We start from the raw sequence: 14,827 nt of genomic DNA, 5'->3' as shown, positions 1-14,827 counted from the left end.
ATCAGTTCCTTTCTAGACTTGAACCCCGGAATTGGAAGGAGGCACTTCATCCAGCTCGTCCTCAAGTGGATGCCGCTTGAAGTAGTGACGCAGCACCCATACCACTGCGACTCCTAATAGTACATAAATAAACGCAAATGCGATAAAAAGGACAGCAAGATTCTGGTTGCCTGTTACCGCTTCTTCCGTCAGCATGACACGATAGATGACCCAGGGCTGACGGCCGGTGCAGGCAAATATCCAGCCAAATTCGATAGCGAGTATGGCCAGCGGCCCAGCTGCCATAAAAAGCCACATCAGCCACTTTGGAAACGTTGGCTTTTTCAGGATTTTGCTCCAAAAGAATCCTATCATTGATAACAATATCAACAAGGAGCCTATCCCTACCATTCCGTTGAATAACGTATGAACAAATAGTGGAGGCCAGTACTCTTCTGGAAAATCGTTTAAGCCAACAACAACGGTATCAAAGCGGTCATCCGCCAAAAAGCTCAAAGCCCAAGGTATTTCGATGCCCCATTTGACCTCTTGGGTTTCCCGGTCGGTGAATCCGCCGACGGCAAGTGGAGCATAGGCCTGGGTTTCAAACAACCCTTCTGCAGCAGCAAGCTTTTCTGGTTGATACTGATGCAGAAGCTGGGCTGATTCATGACCATTGATCGCGGTCATGAAAGAGAAGATGCCTCCCACGACCAAGCCCATGACCAATGCCTTTCGATGAAATTTGTATACCCGTTCGTTATGCTTGTTGCGAAGCATTTTAAAGGCTGCAACAGAGGCAATGACAAAAGCTCCTGTCATGAATGCAGATACAGCTACATGGGCAGCAGTGACGATAAAGCTTGGGTTGAAGAAGGCAGCCCAAGGGTCGACGTCCACTATTTCCCCATTTTCAATGCGAAAGCCTGCTGGTGTTCCTTCAAAGGCATGTACATTGGTAATCAGTACTGCGGATGCAGCTGCCCCGATCGTGACCAATGTCACACTCAATATACGCATCCAGGGAGAAATGCGATCAGCTGCGTATACATAAATGGAGATGAATAATGCTTCGATAAAGAATGCGTAGATTTCAATTTGAAAAGGGAGCGCCATCACTTTTCCGATCACTTCCATGAAGCCCGGCCATAAGAGGGAAAGCTGGACTCCTGCAATGGTACCGGTTGGAATGGCAACCCCTAAAAGAACAGCCTTGGCCTTTGTCCATCTCTTAGCCATTACTGCATAATCCCTGTTCTTTGTTTTCTGGTACATCAATTCCGCAATAAGGATCATCAGAGGGATCCCGACTCCGAGTGTTGCAAAAATGATATGAAATCCCATCGTGGTTCCAAACAGGGATCTTGCTATTACGACATCATCCATACTCTTACTTCCCTTCACACAAATCTGTTCCTGTCTTTTAATACTTATGGTCCACATTTTTCCACTTTATATGCATTTTTTTCTAAATTGATAGGGAGGAAGAAAAGTAGTATAATCAAAACGTAATCATTTCGTTTTGAGTAAATGATATAATGGGTATTATATATGATAGGCCAATAGAAAGGAGTGTTATGTATGAATTCAAATCCAAAGGTACCAGTTTATGTAATCAGTGGATTTTTAGGCAGCGGAAAGACGACCGTACTTTTACATATGATCAGTCATTTTAGAAATATTGGGAAAAATCCTGGCATCATCCTGAATGAACTCGGGGATGAAAATGTAGAAAACCATCTTTTTGAAGGACAGCAGGTGGTGGAACTCCTGAATGGATGTATATGTTGTACCATCCAGGATGACCTGAAAACAACCTTGAAAGGTTATATAAATGAAGAGGTTGACGTTCTGTTGATTGAGGGGACAGGCGTTGCCAATCCATTGGAGATCAAGGATGTCCTGCTTGACCCGTTGTATTTGGAGCATTTTGAATTGCAATCCATGATAAGCCTCGTTGATGCGAGTCATTACCTGGAGTATCAAAGCTTTTTTAACAGCTCCAAAGAAATAAGGGCCTTGTTAAAGGAGCAGGTAACTTCTGCAAATATCCTTGTCTTAAATAAAATCGATTTGGTTTCCGAAAAAGAGTTGAACAAAGTGGAAGCAAAGCTGGCAGATGAATTGGACGATCATGTCCCGATATACAGAACAAGCTTCGGTGAAGTTCCATTGGAGCTGATGCTTGAGAAACGATTTCATGTCAGGGAGGTCTCACACTCCCATTCCACTCATGAACTTCATCACCATCACCATCATCATATTGAAGCAACAAAGCTGAGAGTGGAAAGCCCCGTTAAAAAGGATGTGCTGGAAAAACAGCTGAAAAAGCTATCCAAGCATGTTATCCGAGCGAAGGGGATCATTCAGCTTGCAGACGATTCGAGATATTTTGAGTTTCAATATGCTGCAGGACAGTTGCGCCTCAACATGATAGAAAAACCGGATGGACTGAGCCCAGCAGTTGTTCTCATAGGTGATAAATTGGAGCAGGATAAAGTGGAGAGATTCTATAAAGAGCTGACAGAACAGTAAATGATAAAAAAGCACCGACTTTTATGGATGTAAAAAGTCGGTGCTTTTATTAGTTTAATGCTTTCTTTAAGGTTTCCAAATTCTTTCTCATCAAGCTGAAATAGTCTTCTTCATTATTCACATCTTCTTCAGTTGCTGCTTCAAGATTATGCAAAGTCAATGCTTCCGCTTTTATTTCATTCTTTACAACTTCCGCTATCTTACCGCTGATATTCTGATCGAAAATAACGTATTGAATGTTGTATTCTTTTGCAGTTTCAATGATTTCAGTAAGCTGCTTTTGGGAAGGTTCCTGAGTTGGAGATAACCCGGTTACGCTGATTTGCTCCAAGCCATATTCCTTTTCCCAGTAGCCATAGGCTGCGTGAGATACCAGTATCTTATTTGTCTTGGCGGATTCCATCGTTTCTTTATATTCCGAATCCAACGCTTCTAATTCCTCTTTTAATGATTGAAAGTTAGCTTCGAAATCTTCTTTTGCCTCTGGCTTTAATTCCACCAAAGCATTTTTGATATTTTCCGCCAGAGAGATAGAAAGAGTAGGACTTAACCACACATGTGGGTCTCCATCAGCGTGATTATGTTCATCTTCCCCGTGGGCATCCTCTTCATGGGCGTGTTCATCTTCCTCGTGGGCATCCTCTTCATGGGCATGCTCATCTTCTTTCATTAACTCAATTTCCTGGGCGGCAGCCACTACTTTAACTTCCTCATTTTCCAGAACATCTTTCGCCTTATCAGCAAAGCCCTCCACCCCAACACCGGTGTAGATGAAAGCATCAGCAGAAGCCATCTCACTCATTGTTTTCGTGGAAGGTTCAAAAGTATGTGCGTCAGCACCTGGAGGGTAGACGGATTTAACATCCACATGATCTCCTCCAATTTTATTTGTGAAATCCTCCAAAGGGAATATGGTTGTATACACTGTTAGTTTTCCTTCAGATGATTGGTTATCCGAATTACAACCAACTAAAAATGTAAAAAATATAAGTATTAGAATGGATAAAATTGATTTATTTTTCATTGTGTTCTCCTCTCATTGAGTATCCTTGAACATTATATCGTAATTATTACGATTTGAGAACTGAAAAGGAAATTGATTAATAATTTTTATTACTCTGTAACAAATGCAGGTATCGGATCATGGAATTTTGTCCAGTCCCCTAACATTTCTTCTTCAGTAAGTAGGCATGTATCCAGTGACTCTTCTAACTCATCTCGATCTAGATCAAATCCGATAAAGACTAACTCTGTCATTCTATCCCCATGAGTCTCATCCCATTTGGCCAAAAGCTCAGGTTCTTCTTTTAACGTCATTTCCTTCTCTTCCTCACTATAGGCTGCTACCCAAAGTCCCGCACCCTGAAGCATGATCGAGGCGCCTGCCTGTGAGAGCAAACCAGCCATTTCATTTCTTGAAGCTAACCAAAAGAACCCTTTTGCACGATCCACATTTTCCGGCCAATTCTCAAGCCAACTCATGAATCTCTCGGGATGGAATGGCTTTTTCCTTCTATATACAAAGGAGGATATGCCGTATTCTTCAGTTTCCGGAATGTGCTCTTCATTCAATTCCTTGATCCAGCCTGCTGCCTGGCTTGCTTTGTCGAAATCAAACAGGTTCGTATTCAGTATTCTATCAAGATCAACTGAGCTTTTTTCGGTTGGAATGATTTTTGCTTGCGGATTCATTTTTTTCAAAAAAGCTACCATATCCATCACATCCTCAGAATCGATGAGGTCAGTCTTATTCAACAGGAGGATATCGGCAAACTCTATTTGATCAATGAGAAGGTCGGAAACCTCCCGTGTGTCGTTTTCGTCGGTTCCCTCCATGCGATCAAGCAGACTTTCACCGGAATTGTAATCTTCAAAGAAGCGGAATCCATCCACGACAGTAATCATTGCATCAATATAGCATTTGGACGTTAAATCTATATTAAACTCCTCATCGATATAAGTGAATGTCTGGGCTACAGGTATCGGTTCACTGATTCCGGAAGATTCAATAACGATATATTCGATATTCCCTTCATCTACCAGACGTTCTACCTCTTTCATCAAATCCTCACGCAGCGTACAGCAGATACAGCCATTCTGCAATTCCACGAGCTTTTCCTCTGTTCTGGAAAAGCCGCCATTCTGAACAAGTGCCGAATCGATATTGACTTCGCTCATATCGTTCACAATTACAGCGATCTTTAAACCCTGCCTATTGGATAAAATATGGTTAAGTAAAGTGGTTTTTCCCGATCCTAAATATCCGCTTATCACGGTAACTGGTATTTTTGACATAATAAAATACTTCCTTTCTGTACGTAAAACGTAATCTTTACGATTTATACTTTTCTATAGTACAAGAAAGCTGAACACCTGACAACTCATTTTTATTGTCATTATGTTTTTTTTTTGTCATATTGGAAGAGAGAAAAATTTGTTGCAGAAAGAAGGTAGTAGGATGAAATTGCTGAATGAAATATTAGATCATAATCGAAACTTTGTGGAAAATGAGGAGTATGTCCAATATAAGACAACGAAGTTCCCGGATAAAAAACTAGTTGTATTGTCTTGTATGGACACTAGGCTGATCGACCTTTTGCCAAGTGCAATGAATGTGAAGCACGGGGATATGAAAATGGTTAAAAATGCAGGTGCCCTTGTATCCCATCCGTTTGGAAGCATCATGAGAAGCATATTGGTTGCGGTGTTGGAACTCAATGCGGATGAAGTGATGGTCATCGGTCACCATGATTGCGGCATGGGAAAAGTGAATTATGACTCGATTAGAGAAAAAATGGAAGCAAGGGGAATAAAGAAAGAAACGATCGATGATCTGAAATACGCAGGTATCGATGTGAAAACTTTCCTGAAAGGCTTTGACAGTGTCGAGGAAAGTGTCAGGGAGAGTGTCGATATGATTGCCAACCATCCGTTGATGCCTGATGGAGTACCTGTACATGGACTGGTGATAGACCCTAACACAGGTAAACTCGATTTGGTAGTGGATGGTTATCAATCGGTTTAAGCTTTTTCTTTTTTCTCTGGAACATGATCGATTCCACCAGGATGAAACGGATGGCACTTCAGGATTCTTTTTATGGTCAGCCATCCTCCTTTAATGGCACCAAAGCGGCTGATTGCCTCCATCCCGTAATGGGAGCATGTCGGATAGAACCGGCATGAGGGCGGTGTTAATGGAGATATGACCTTTTGATAAAAGCGGATTAGCAAAAGAAAGATCTGTTTCATATACTGTCACCTCAGAATAAATTATAGCTGATTTTTTCGGGAACGGAAAATTTATTAAATTCATATAAATCAGATGAATTTAATTGGAATTAAATCTGTGCTATAATGGGTGTAACTTACCAATAAGGAGATGTTTTCATGCCTTCAGTAGAAAGCTTTGAACTTGACCATAATGCAGTAAAAGCTCCATATGTCCGCCATTGCGGGGTACACAAGGTCGGGACAGATGGTGTTGTGAATAAATATGATATCCGTTTTTGCCAGCCGAACAAACAGGCAATGAAGCCCGATGCGATCCATACCCTGGAGCATCTGTTGGCGTTCAATATCCGTACTCATTCGGAAAAATACGACCATTTCGATATTATCGATATTTCACCGATGGGCTGCCAAACAGGCTATTATCTGGTTGTAAGCGGCGAGCCGACAGTGGATGAAATTGTCGACCTGATGGAAGATACGTTGAAGGATGCAGTGCAAATCGAGGAGATCCCAGCGGCAAACGAAAAACAGTGCGGCCAGGCAAAACTGCATGACCTTGAAGGTGCAAAACGCCTGATGCGCTTCTGGTTGGAACAGGACAAAGAAGACCTTAAAAAAGTGTTTGGATGATAATGAGGGAAGGATGGCCTACTGTGGTCATCCTTTTTAATTTCTTATGTTATATAAAACAGCGGTGTTTAATGTGCCCATAACAAAATCTAGCAAATTTGATTACAATATCATATTTTTAATAGAGATACATATATTGTTAATAACTAGAGTGAAAGTTTCCAAGACCTCTATGCTATAATGCAAATAGATAAATTAGAAGGAGTCGAAAAATGAGGACAAGCAATAATCTCTTTAAAGATATCATAGGGCTTCTATTGATTGGATTTTTCCTATATCTGTTCTTTTTTATGGATATGAAAGATTTCTCTGAGAAGATCCCTGGCTCATGGCTGAATGTGAATACCATTTTCTTGAGTATAGTCATTGAAGCTGTACCTTTCATACTACTGGGTGTATTTGCATCTGCATTGATCCAGACTTTTGTATCGGAGGAGAAAATTAAAAAATTCCTCCCGAAGAATGCGTTTGCCGCCATCATTCCTGCAGCGATTCTTGGCGCAATATTCCCGATTTGTGAATGTGCCATCATTCCGGTCGTACGTCGCCTGATAAAAAAAGGGATGCCGCTCCATGTAGGGGTCGTTTTCCTTGTTGGTGCACCGATTTTAAACCCTGTTGTAGTAGCATCCACTTTTTATGCATTCAATGGGGATCCCATCATCATGTACGGAAGATTTGGCCTGGCATTTGTACTTTGTATTGTTATCGGACTGTTGATGCTATTACTTTTTGATAATAAAAATCAGCTTCGCTGGACGAAAAATGAATTGCAAGGAAGAGTGGATACGGAAGATGAACAACCAGCCACTGCGAATAAGTGGAAAGCCACTTTCTATCATGCAAGTGATGAATTCTTCGATATGGGGAAATATTTGATTGCAGGAGCATTCATTGCAAGCTTATTCCAAACCTTCCTAGACCGGGATGTACTTGTTGCACTTGGCTCGAATGAGGTCTTGTCGCCGGCTGTCATGATGGCATTCGCCTATGTTCTCTCCCTATGTTCTGAGGCAGACGCATTTGTTGCAGCATCTTTCGGTTCCACGTTTACAACTGGATCGATTCTTGCCTTTTTAATCTATGGACCTATGCTGGACCTGAAGAATACATTTATGCTATTTGCCTATTTCAAGACGAAATTCGTGTTGGCATTCATGGCTGTCGTGACAATTGTCGTTTTTGCAGCAATCCTCATTTTCCAGCAGATTGTGTTATAAGGAAAGGATGAGATAGGATGGAAAATAATCGAGATTATGGGTTCCACATCTATTTGCGTGGAATCATACTATTAGGCTTTACACTTCTCTTCTTTAAACTTTTAGTGACCGGAAATATTACAAACTTTATTGCGCCACGGATGATGCCATTCATGTATTTTGCTGGTGCAGTCCTGTTTATCCTTGGTGTTGTGCAGATATGGAGAAGCGGTTCCAAAAATAAGGACGAATTGGTGTGCAACTGCGGATTTGACCATGGTGAGTCCTCCACACCAATCCAATCCATTGTCATCTACTCCATGTTTGTCCTGCCGATAGTGACTGGCTTCATGTTCCCGGATAATATATTGGATAGCTCGATCATTGAAAAGCGCGGATTTACGAATTCCAAGCAGATTGTGGAGGAGCGCCAGCAGGCTGGAGCCTTTGAGGGAACACCGGAGGCGGAAGGTGAAGATTCCACTTCCCGCGCAGAAGAGTATTTGAAAGACCCTGAAAAATATATGGATGAATCAGGTGAGCAATCCATAGATGAAAAATTAGCCGATGCACCTCTTGAGCATCCTGAAGGATTTGAAGTCCAGGCCCCGCCTGAAGGGTACTACGAAGAACTGAAGGCTGAGCTTTTGACAAAGGATACAATTGTAGTGGAAGACGACAAATACATTCCCATCATGAACATCATTGATATGAACCCTGAAGAATTTGTAGGGAAGAAAATTGAAATGCTGGGCTTTGTCTTCAGGGAGTCCGACTTTACATCCGATCAGTTCGTTGTCGCCAGATTTGGCCTTTCGTGTTGTGTTGCCGATGCCTCCGTCTACGGGACATTGTCTACACTTGAAGGGGCCAGTGACCTGGAAAACGATGAATGGGTAAAGGTGAAGGGGACATTGTCTGTGACAGAGTATAATGGTTGGAACCTTCCCTATGTGGAAATCGAAAGCCTGGAGAAAGTCGAACAGCCTGAAACACCGTATATCTATGAATATTATTAAAAAATATTAAAAAAACAAAACCCCAAGCGCATCCCATAAAAATTGGCGCTGGGGGTTTATTATATTTAGGGGCTCCATTAACTATCCTTCTCTTTGCCTTGTTCTTTTTCTTCAGGCATCGGATCCACCGGGTCGATTTTATGTTCATAGTTATATGCTTTATTAGTGGTCAAGATGGTCAATAAAAGAACAACAAGAACGATGATGACACATATGATCAATACGGTAGTCATATGATGAGTATTCCTCCTTGCAAGGTGATATTTCCCCTATTCTACCATTATTAGTCCGGGGTAGGAAGCAGATTACAGGATAATGAATTTGTTTATGGGGAAGATAGGAAGGGTAAAAAAAGAGCAGATACTTATTGATCAAGGAGGAAATAAGCATGTCAAAGCAATTAACAGAAGTAGTGAACAAGCAAGTCGCAAACTGGAGTGTCCTATTCACGAAACTACATAATTATCATTGGTTTGTTAAAGGGCCGGAGTTCTTTACTCTTCATGAAAAGTTTGAGGAGCTATATAATGAGGCTGCAACCCATATTGATGAATTAGCAGAGAGGCTCTTGGCTATCGAAGGCAAGCCGGTAGGTACCATGAAGGAAATACTGGAGATCTCCACCATCAATGAGGCTGAAGGAGGAGAATCAGCCCAACAGATGGTAAAGAATATCGCCAGTGATTTCTCCACTCTTATCGAAGAGTTGAAGGAAGGAATGGAAATTGCGGATTCTGCAGGTGATGAAACAACAGGTGATATGCTATTGGCCATTCATCAGAGTGTGGAAAAGCATAATTGGATGCTCCACGCCTTCTTAGGAAAATAACTGTTTCATAAAAATGGCCCGATGCAGGGGGATCCCTGCGTATCGGGCTATTTTATTGTATTTCCCCTGTTAATGGAGGAATCCCGATCCATCCCTTTCCATGTCCTCATCCGCGTTGATCAGTAAAGCCTTCACCTTGTCCATCACAAAGAGTGCTACAATCTGATGAAGCTCTTCGTCTGTTAGTTCATTCAATAATTCCAAGCACTGATCCCTCGTAAAGCTATTAACAACCGAGTATGCAACAGCATCCACATCTTCGTCATCTCTCAATAATCTTTTTTGGTATTTTTCTACCATTCCTTCTATGGATTTCACCAGCTTTCACCTCCATGATAGCTATTTACTCTATCCCTTTATCGTTCTCTATCTTCAGCGCTTCATGCAAAAAAAAGGCGGATGCTGCTTACACACCGAAATCTTTGGAGGCATAAAATAGAGTATTAAGAGGAGGGGACCATGGACAAGTATATAATTATTTATTTTGGAGCAGTTTCGTTAACAGGTTCCATCGCTTCTCTGCTTTTTGGTGGGTTGAGTAAACTGCTGTTCTTCCTGATAGCCTTTGTCATAGTCGATTATATTACAGGTGTATTTGCAGCTATTGTTGAAAAGAAACTATCTAGCAGAGTAGGTTTTAAAGGGATTGCGCAAAAGGTTTTTATCTTTGCGCTGGTAAGTATTGCACATGTGTTGGACATCATCTTAAGTACTACTATCATCAAGGACATCACTATCCTTTTCTATCTGGTAAATGAATTCATATCCATCATGGAAAACGCTCATAGAATAGGCGTACCGATTCCGGAAATATTGAAAAGAATGATTGACACCGTCAAGAAAAAGTCCGGCCTTTAATAACTTTCATGCAACAGAATAAAGCGGAGATCCTTTTGGGAAGATAAAAAAAGGATGTTGTAGGAAAGGATGAAAAAGGATGGATAAAAAAACTTATTATATTTCTCTCGCAGAAGGAAATATCTCGCAAGTCAGAACTGCAAATTCATGGGATTATCAAATACAGGCAAATGACGAGGAAATAACCCGCCTCAGGGAATTGTTCGATCAAAATTATTCCTCTGATTGGCAAGGTTTCTGGCGGGCACATATTCCTTACATCGAATACCATTTCGACCGGGCCAATGATGCTTATGACACCGGTTTGCAGCAGGTTTATAAAATGATCTATGAGCTTGGTGACGAAGAAACGAAAGCGCATATCAAAAATGAAGGGCTGATGGACGACTTAATAGAATAAATGACAAAAATTCTTCACTGGATGGTCTATATAGGATACTTGACTCTCACAATTTCGATGCTACTATGTTAAGATGGAAGAAGAAAAAAGAGGTATTGGAGTTTCGATAGTATGTATGAGTTTGAAGACATTTACCATAATCGAGTGATGTTATCCTTTAAAGACCATCCCTTTTCATCCACGCCCAAGCATGTGTGGGTCATTTGTCAGTTTGAAGATCAATGGCTTTTGACCAGTCACAAAAACCGTGGACTGGAGTTTCCAGGTGGAAAGGTTGAAGAAGGGGAAAGCGCCGATCAGGCGGCCATCAGGGAAGTGAAAGAAGAAACAGGCGGACACGTATCCCGATTGCATTACATAGGGCAATACAAAGTGGAAGGCAGAGAGAAAGTCATCATCAAAAATGTATACTTTGCCCTTATTTCACGTTTAGAGAAACAACCTACATATTTCGAAACAAACGGTCCGGTATTACTGAAAGAGCTGCCCCAAAACATAAGGAAAGACAGCCGTTTCAGTTTCATCATGAAAGATTCGGTCCTTACTTACAGTTTACAAAGAATAAAGGAGAGCAACTTTTAATGTTGCCCTCCTTTAATTATTCTTAACAAGCTTCTTCTCCAAATAGTCGACAAGCTGATACATGATTGTGGCAAAGACAGCAATGATCAGTAGGCTCAATAACACAAGCGTGAAGTTGAAGACCTGGAATCCGTAGATGATCATATACCCAAGACCCTTGGAGGAGACAAGAAATTCCCCGACGATGACCCCGACCCATGATAGTCCGACATTCACCTTCAATGTAGAGATGATGGTCGGATAGGACGCCGGCAATACTGCCTGTGTAAAAAGCTGTCCTCTCCTGGCCCCGAACGTCCTGAGCACCTTCAAATAATTTTCATCCACTTCCTTAAAAGCTGTATAGACGACAATGGTTGTAATGATGACGGAAATGATCGCCCCCATCGTAATGATGGAGCCCATGTTTGGCCCGATTGCAACTATCAGAATGGGCCCGAGTGCCACTTTGGGCATGGCATTCAGGATAACCAAGTAAGGCTCGAGCACTCTTGAGGTCATCGGGGACCACCACAGGATGGCTGCCAGGATGGTCCCGATCAATGTCCCGAGGATGAAGCCGAATATGGTTTCTGTCACGGTAATGCTGATATTGCTTAAGAGCGTTCCATCCTGCAGTTTCTCAATGAAAAGCCGGTAGATTTTGCTTGGATAGCTGAATAGCAATGGATTGATCCAACTGTTTCTTCCTGCAAGCTCCCAGAAAGTAAAGAAGACGACAAAGATGATGAGCTGATAGAGACGTACTTGCAGCTTTATTTTCTTTCTTTTATTCAGGTATTCTGTATGAAGGAGTTTCATGTCAGTCTGCTGATTCAAGCGTCTCCAGCTCCTTCCAGATCTTTTGGAACAAGGAAGAGAACAGGGGATGCTGCCTTGCTTCAAAAGGGATGCTCTGCCTGATTTCGGTTGGGACGATAAAGGTCTTGGCAACTCTTCCTGGATTAGCCCTTAAGAGGAAAATCCGATCGCTCATGGCGATGGCCTCCCCGATATCATGTGTAACGAGCAGGGCAGTCTTTTGAAATGATTTAAGTGTAGAGAAAACGAGATCTTCAAGCTTCAGTTTAGTTTGATAGTCCAGTGCGGAAAATGGCTCATCAAGAAGCAGGACCTGGGGATCTGTCGCAAGTGTCCGTACAAGTGCGACCCTTTGGCGCATGCCACCAGATAATTGGGAAGGATATAATTTTTCTACATCATGCAGTCCCATATCCTTCAAGAGCTGCAGTGTCCTCCGCTTGGAGTCCTCTGTCAGGGAGTCGGATAATTTTAATCCCAACAGGCTATTCTCTTCAATCGTCTTCCACGGAAAAAGGTAGTCCTGCTGCAGCATGTATCCTATATCCGAGACACATTCACTGGGCCTTTTTCCCTTAAGCTGAACGTCCCCTCCAGTAGGTTTCAAAAGACCTGCAATGATGGAAAGCAAAGTCGTCTTTCCACACCCGCTAGGGCCGAGAAAGGAGATGAATTCCCCCTCCTCGATTGCCATCGAAATACTCTCTAGAACTTTTGTAGCACGCTCTGGTGTGAAATATATGTGTTCAATTTGATCTATCGATAAGAAGCTCATAGATCATCATCCTATTCTTCTCCCATTACATCTTCGGCAATGGTTGTATTTACTAATGTTTCATGTTCTACATATTTTGGCAGTTCGCCGGCCTCATCCATGATGTTCTGGAGGTTCTCCCACTCTGCAGTATCCAGTACAGGGTCTGTGGCAAAGGAGCCTTGGCTCTTATAGCGATCCACGACTGTTTCTACCAATCCGACTTCTGTATCTTCAAAGTAAGGCAGGATGACCTCTGCCACTTCTTTAGCACTGTGGGAGTCAACCCATGCTTGAGCTTTAAAGAGGGCTCTTGTGAATTTCTTCACGGTTTCAGGATTCTCTTTAATATAGCTTTCCTTAGCCATAAAGGTGGTATAAGGAATCAGGCCTGACTCTTCTCCGAATGATGCGACGATATGGCCGATTCCTTCTGCCTCAAAAATGCTTGCCTGAGGCTCGAACAGCTGGACAAAATCACCTGTACCGGAAGCAAAGGCACTAGGGATATTCGCAAAATCCACATTCTGGATCAGGTTCAGGTCGTTCTGCGGGTCAATGCCATGCTTTTTCAATACAAACTCCCCGGCCATTTGTGGCATGCCGCCTTTACGCTGACCAAGGAATGTACTTCCTTTTAAATCTTCCCATGAAAAGTCAGCAAGCTCTTCTCTGGAAACGAGGAACGTTCCATCTGTCTGTGTTAATTGTGCAAAATTGATGATCGGGTCATTGGAGCCTTGTGCATAAACATATATCGACGTTTCGGAGCCTACAAGTGCAACGTCAGCACCATCAGCCAACAGGGTAGTCATGGTTTTGTCGCCGCCCCATGTTGTGGTCAGCTTCACATCCAACCCTTCCTCTTCAAAAAAACCTTTTTCAATCGCAACATATTGGGGAGCATAAAAAATGGACCGTGTAACCTCCGCAATCCGGACGGTTTCTTTTTTAGTACCACCACAGGCCACCAATGCAGCTACAAGAACAAAACACAAACCAATACTAAGGGCAATCTTTAAAAATCTCATATTCAACCTCCTCAGGCAATAAGCAAAAGCTTTGTATGTTTATATAAAATACAGTATGATTTGCCCTAAATATGTGTGAATGCCCAGTAAGGGAATTGGAGGGAAAATATTGAAGGACGGCTTGATAATAGAGAAGATGCGCTACCCGTCACCAAGTCCGCATATCGATGTGTCCTTGGTGACCTATTATAGCAGTGGACTAAAGGTGAAGGGGATGCTGGCTGAGCCAAAGGGTGAAGGAAAGTACGATGGATTTCTATATCTTCGCGGCGGGATCAAGAATGTGGGACAGGTCCGGGTCGGCCGCATTGTTCAATTTGCCTCCGAAGGCTTTGTGGTGATGGCGCCATTTTACCGGGGAAACCAGGGGGGAGAAGGAAATGAAGATTTTGCCGGTGAAGATCGGGAGGATGCCTTCTCTGCATACAGGCTGCTTCTGGAGCATGAAAAGGTGAAGGATGGCCGTATCCATGTATTTGGATTCTCCCGTGGAGGGGTGATGGCACTGATGGCCGGAATCCAGTTCCCTGATGCTTGTTCCGTTGTCAGTTGGGGAGGGGTCTCGGATATGGTGCTTACCTATGAGGAACGGGTTGACCTGAGGCGTATGATGAAGCGCGTGATAGGAGGGACACCGGGAAAGGTGCCTGATGAGTATAAGTCGAGGACACCGCTCTATGAACTTGAAAAGCTTCAGGCACCCATATTGATCATACATGGGGAGAAGGATAGAAATGTATCTGTTGAACATTCCTATCGCTTGGAAAAGCGAGCAAAGGAGCTAGGGAAAAGTGTGGAAAGCTGGTATTACCCGCAGTTTACGCATTATTTTCCGCCAAAAGAGAACAGGAGGCTTGTGGAGAGGCTTTGCGGATGGATGAAGGGGCAGGGGGATTAGAGTTGTTTGGGTGAGGATTGGGTTGATATGGGAGTGGTTGAATAAGGGCGCCGCTCCGGTTGAAAAAGTCTTTCACCGCTT

The 14,827-nt window shown here is 42.7% G+C and carries 19 protein-coding genes; 10 read left to right on the top strand and 9 right to left on the bottom strand.

Annotated features, from left to right (window positions below; translation table 11 throughout):
* Positions 1-12: 12 nt before the first annotated feature.
* On the bottom strand, positions 13-1,365 hold the full coding sequence (locus JOC95_RS16050) for a cytochrome ubiquinol oxidase subunit I (RefSeq protein WP_204418224.1): 1,353 nt from the start codon (positions 1,363-1,365) through the stop codon (positions 13-15).
* A 195-nt stretch (positions 1,366-1,560) separates the two neighbouring features.
* Between JOC95_RS16050 and JOC95_RS16045 the strand changes: the two genes are divergently transcribed.
* Positions 1,561-2,514, top strand: a complete 954-nt coding sequence (locus tag JOC95_RS16045) for a CobW family GTP-binding protein (RefSeq protein WP_204418223.1) — start codon at positions 1,561-1,563, stop codon at positions 2,512-2,514.
* A 49-nt stretch (positions 2,515-2,563) separates the two neighbouring features.
* On the opposite strand, the gene JOC95_RS16040 is transcribed toward JOC95_RS16045, so the two are convergent.
* Positions 2,564-3,538, bottom strand: a complete 975-nt coding sequence (locus JOC95_RS16040) for a metal ABC transporter substrate-binding protein (protein WP_204418222.1) — start codon at positions 3,536-3,538, stop codon at positions 2,564-2,566.
* 89 nt (positions 3,539-3,627) lie between these two features.
* On the bottom strand, positions 3,628-4,809 hold the full coding sequence (locus tag JOC95_RS16035; RefSeq protein ID WP_204418221.1) for a GTP-binding protein: 1,182 nt from the start codon (positions 4,807-4,809) through the stop codon (positions 3,628-3,630).
* Positions 4,810-4,972: 163 nt separating this feature from the next.
* Here JOC95_RS16035 and JOC95_RS16030 point away from each other — a divergent pair, with 163 nt between their 5' ends.
* Complete coding sequence (locus JOC95_RS16030) at positions 4,973-5,539, top strand: beta-class carbonic anhydrase (protein WP_204418220.1); 567 nt, start codon at positions 4,973-4,975, stop codon at positions 5,537-5,539.
* Here the strand turns inward: JOC95_RS16030 and yidD are convergent.
* Positions 5,536-5,763 (bottom strand): membrane protein insertion efficiency factor YidD, encoded by a 228-nt coding sequence (gene yidD, locus JOC95_RS16025; protein WP_204418219.1) that lies wholly within the window; start codon positions 5,761-5,763, stop codon positions 5,536-5,538. The genes JOC95_RS16030 and yidD overlap by 4 nt on opposite strands.
* A gap of 138 nt (positions 5,764-5,901) precedes the next feature.
* On the opposite strand from yidD, the gene JOC95_RS16020 reads away from it, so the two are divergent.
* From JOC95_RS16020 to JOC95_RS16010, 3 genes are all read left to right on the top strand, one after another.
* Positions 5,902-6,375, top strand: coding sequence for an S-ribosylhomocysteine lyase (locus JOC95_RS16020; protein ID WP_204418218.1), 474 nt, complete (start codon positions 5,902-5,904; stop codon positions 6,373-6,375).
* Positions 6,376-6,587: 212 nt separating this feature from the next.
* Positions 6,588-7,595, top strand: a complete 1,008-nt coding sequence (locus JOC95_RS16015) for a permease (protein WP_204418217.1) — start codon at positions 6,588-6,590, stop codon at positions 7,593-7,595.
* 17 nt (positions 7,596-7,612) lie between these two features.
* A complete protein-coding gene (locus tag JOC95_RS16010) occupies positions 7,613-8,593 on the top strand; it encodes a TIGR03943 family putative permease subunit (RefSeq protein ID WP_204418216.1) in 981 nt (326 codons plus the stop codon).
* A 77-nt stretch (positions 8,594-8,670) separates the two neighbouring features.
* Here the strand turns inward: JOC95_RS16010 and ytzI are convergent, their stop codons facing one another.
* A complete protein-coding gene (ytzI, locus tag JOC95_RS16005; protein WP_204418215.1) occupies positions 8,671-8,826 on the bottom strand; it encodes a YtzI protein in 156 nt (51 codons plus the stop codon).
* Positions 8,827-8,981: 155 nt separating this feature from the next.
* On the opposite strand from ytzI, the gene JOC95_RS16000 reads away from it, so the two are divergent.
* Positions 8,982-9,422 carry a Dps family protein gene (locus JOC95_RS16000; protein ID WP_204418214.1) on the top strand — a complete coding sequence of 147 codons (441 nt, stop codon included), beginning with the start codon at positions 8,982-8,984 and terminating at the stop codon, positions 9,420-9,422.
* Between the two features lie 69 nt (positions 9,423-9,491).
* On the opposite strand, the gene JOC95_RS15995 is transcribed toward JOC95_RS16000, so the two are convergent.
* A complete protein-coding gene (locus tag JOC95_RS15995) occupies positions 9,492-9,740 on the bottom strand; it encodes a DUF6154 family protein (RefSeq protein ID WP_204418213.1) in 249 nt (82 codons plus the stop codon).
* 141 nt (positions 9,741-9,881) lie between these two features.
* Between JOC95_RS15995 and JOC95_RS15990 the strand changes: the two genes are divergently transcribed.
* The 3 genes from JOC95_RS15990 to ytkD all read left to right on the top strand — a co-directional run bounded on the left by JOC95_RS15990 (position 9,882) and on the right by ytkD (position 11,262).
* Positions 9,882-10,280, top strand: a complete 399-nt coding sequence (locus JOC95_RS15990) for a phage holin family protein (RefSeq protein WP_204418212.1) — start codon at positions 9,882-9,884, stop codon at positions 10,278-10,280.
* A 79-nt stretch (positions 10,281-10,359) separates the two neighbouring features.
* Positions 10,360-10,680, top strand: a complete 321-nt coding sequence (locus JOC95_RS15985; RefSeq protein WP_204418211.1) for a hydrolase — start codon at positions 10,360-10,362, stop codon at positions 10,678-10,680.
* A gap of 111 nt (positions 10,681-10,791) precedes the next feature.
* Positions 10,792-11,262 carry an RNA deprotection pyrophosphohydrolase gene (gene ytkD / locus JOC95_RS15980; RefSeq protein ID WP_204418210.1) on the top strand — a complete coding sequence of 157 codons (471 nt, stop codon included), beginning with the start codon at positions 10,792-10,794 and terminating at the stop codon, positions 11,260-11,262.
* Positions 11,263-11,274: 12 nt separating this feature from the next.
* Here ytkD and JOC95_RS15975 read toward each other — a convergent pair whose 3' ends face one another.
* The 3 genes from JOC95_RS15975 to JOC95_RS15965 are packed head-to-tail and all read right to left on the bottom strand — an operon-like array spanning position 11,275 to position 13,848.
* The gene (locus tag JOC95_RS15975) at positions 11,275-12,063 is read right to left on the bottom strand and encodes an ABC transporter permease (protein ID WP_404802043.1); all 789 of its coding nucleotides are present in this window, start codon (positions 12,061-12,063) and stop codon (positions 11,275-11,277) included.
* 1 nt (position 12,064) lies between these two features.
* Positions 12,065-12,838 (bottom strand): ABC transporter ATP-binding protein, encoded by a 774-nt coding sequence (locus JOC95_RS15970; protein WP_204418208.1) that lies wholly within the window; start codon positions 12,836-12,838, stop codon positions 12,065-12,067.
* A gap of 11 nt (positions 12,839-12,849) precedes the next feature.
* Positions 12,850-13,848 (bottom strand): ABC transporter substrate-binding protein, encoded by a 999-nt coding sequence (locus JOC95_RS15965; protein WP_204418207.1) that lies wholly within the window; start codon positions 13,846-13,848, stop codon positions 12,850-12,852.
* 79 nt (positions 13,849-13,927) lie between these two features.
* On the opposite strand from JOC95_RS15965, the gene JOC95_RS15960 reads away from it, so the two are divergent.
* Complete coding sequence (locus tag JOC95_RS15960) at positions 13,928-14,746, top strand: alpha/beta hydrolase family protein (protein WP_204418206.1); 819 nt, start codon at positions 13,928-13,930, stop codon at positions 14,744-14,746.
* Positions 14,747-14,827: the final 81 nt, after the last annotated feature.

This window comes from Sutcliffiella tianshenii, assembly GCF_016908565.1.
Classification (GTDB): domain Bacteria; phylum Bacillota; class Bacilli; order Bacillales; family Bacillaceae_I; genus Sutcliffiella_A; species Sutcliffiella_A tianshenii.
The sequence above is the reverse complement of the archived record's forward strand: the minus strand, read 5'-3'. Positions and strand labels throughout refer to the sequence as shown.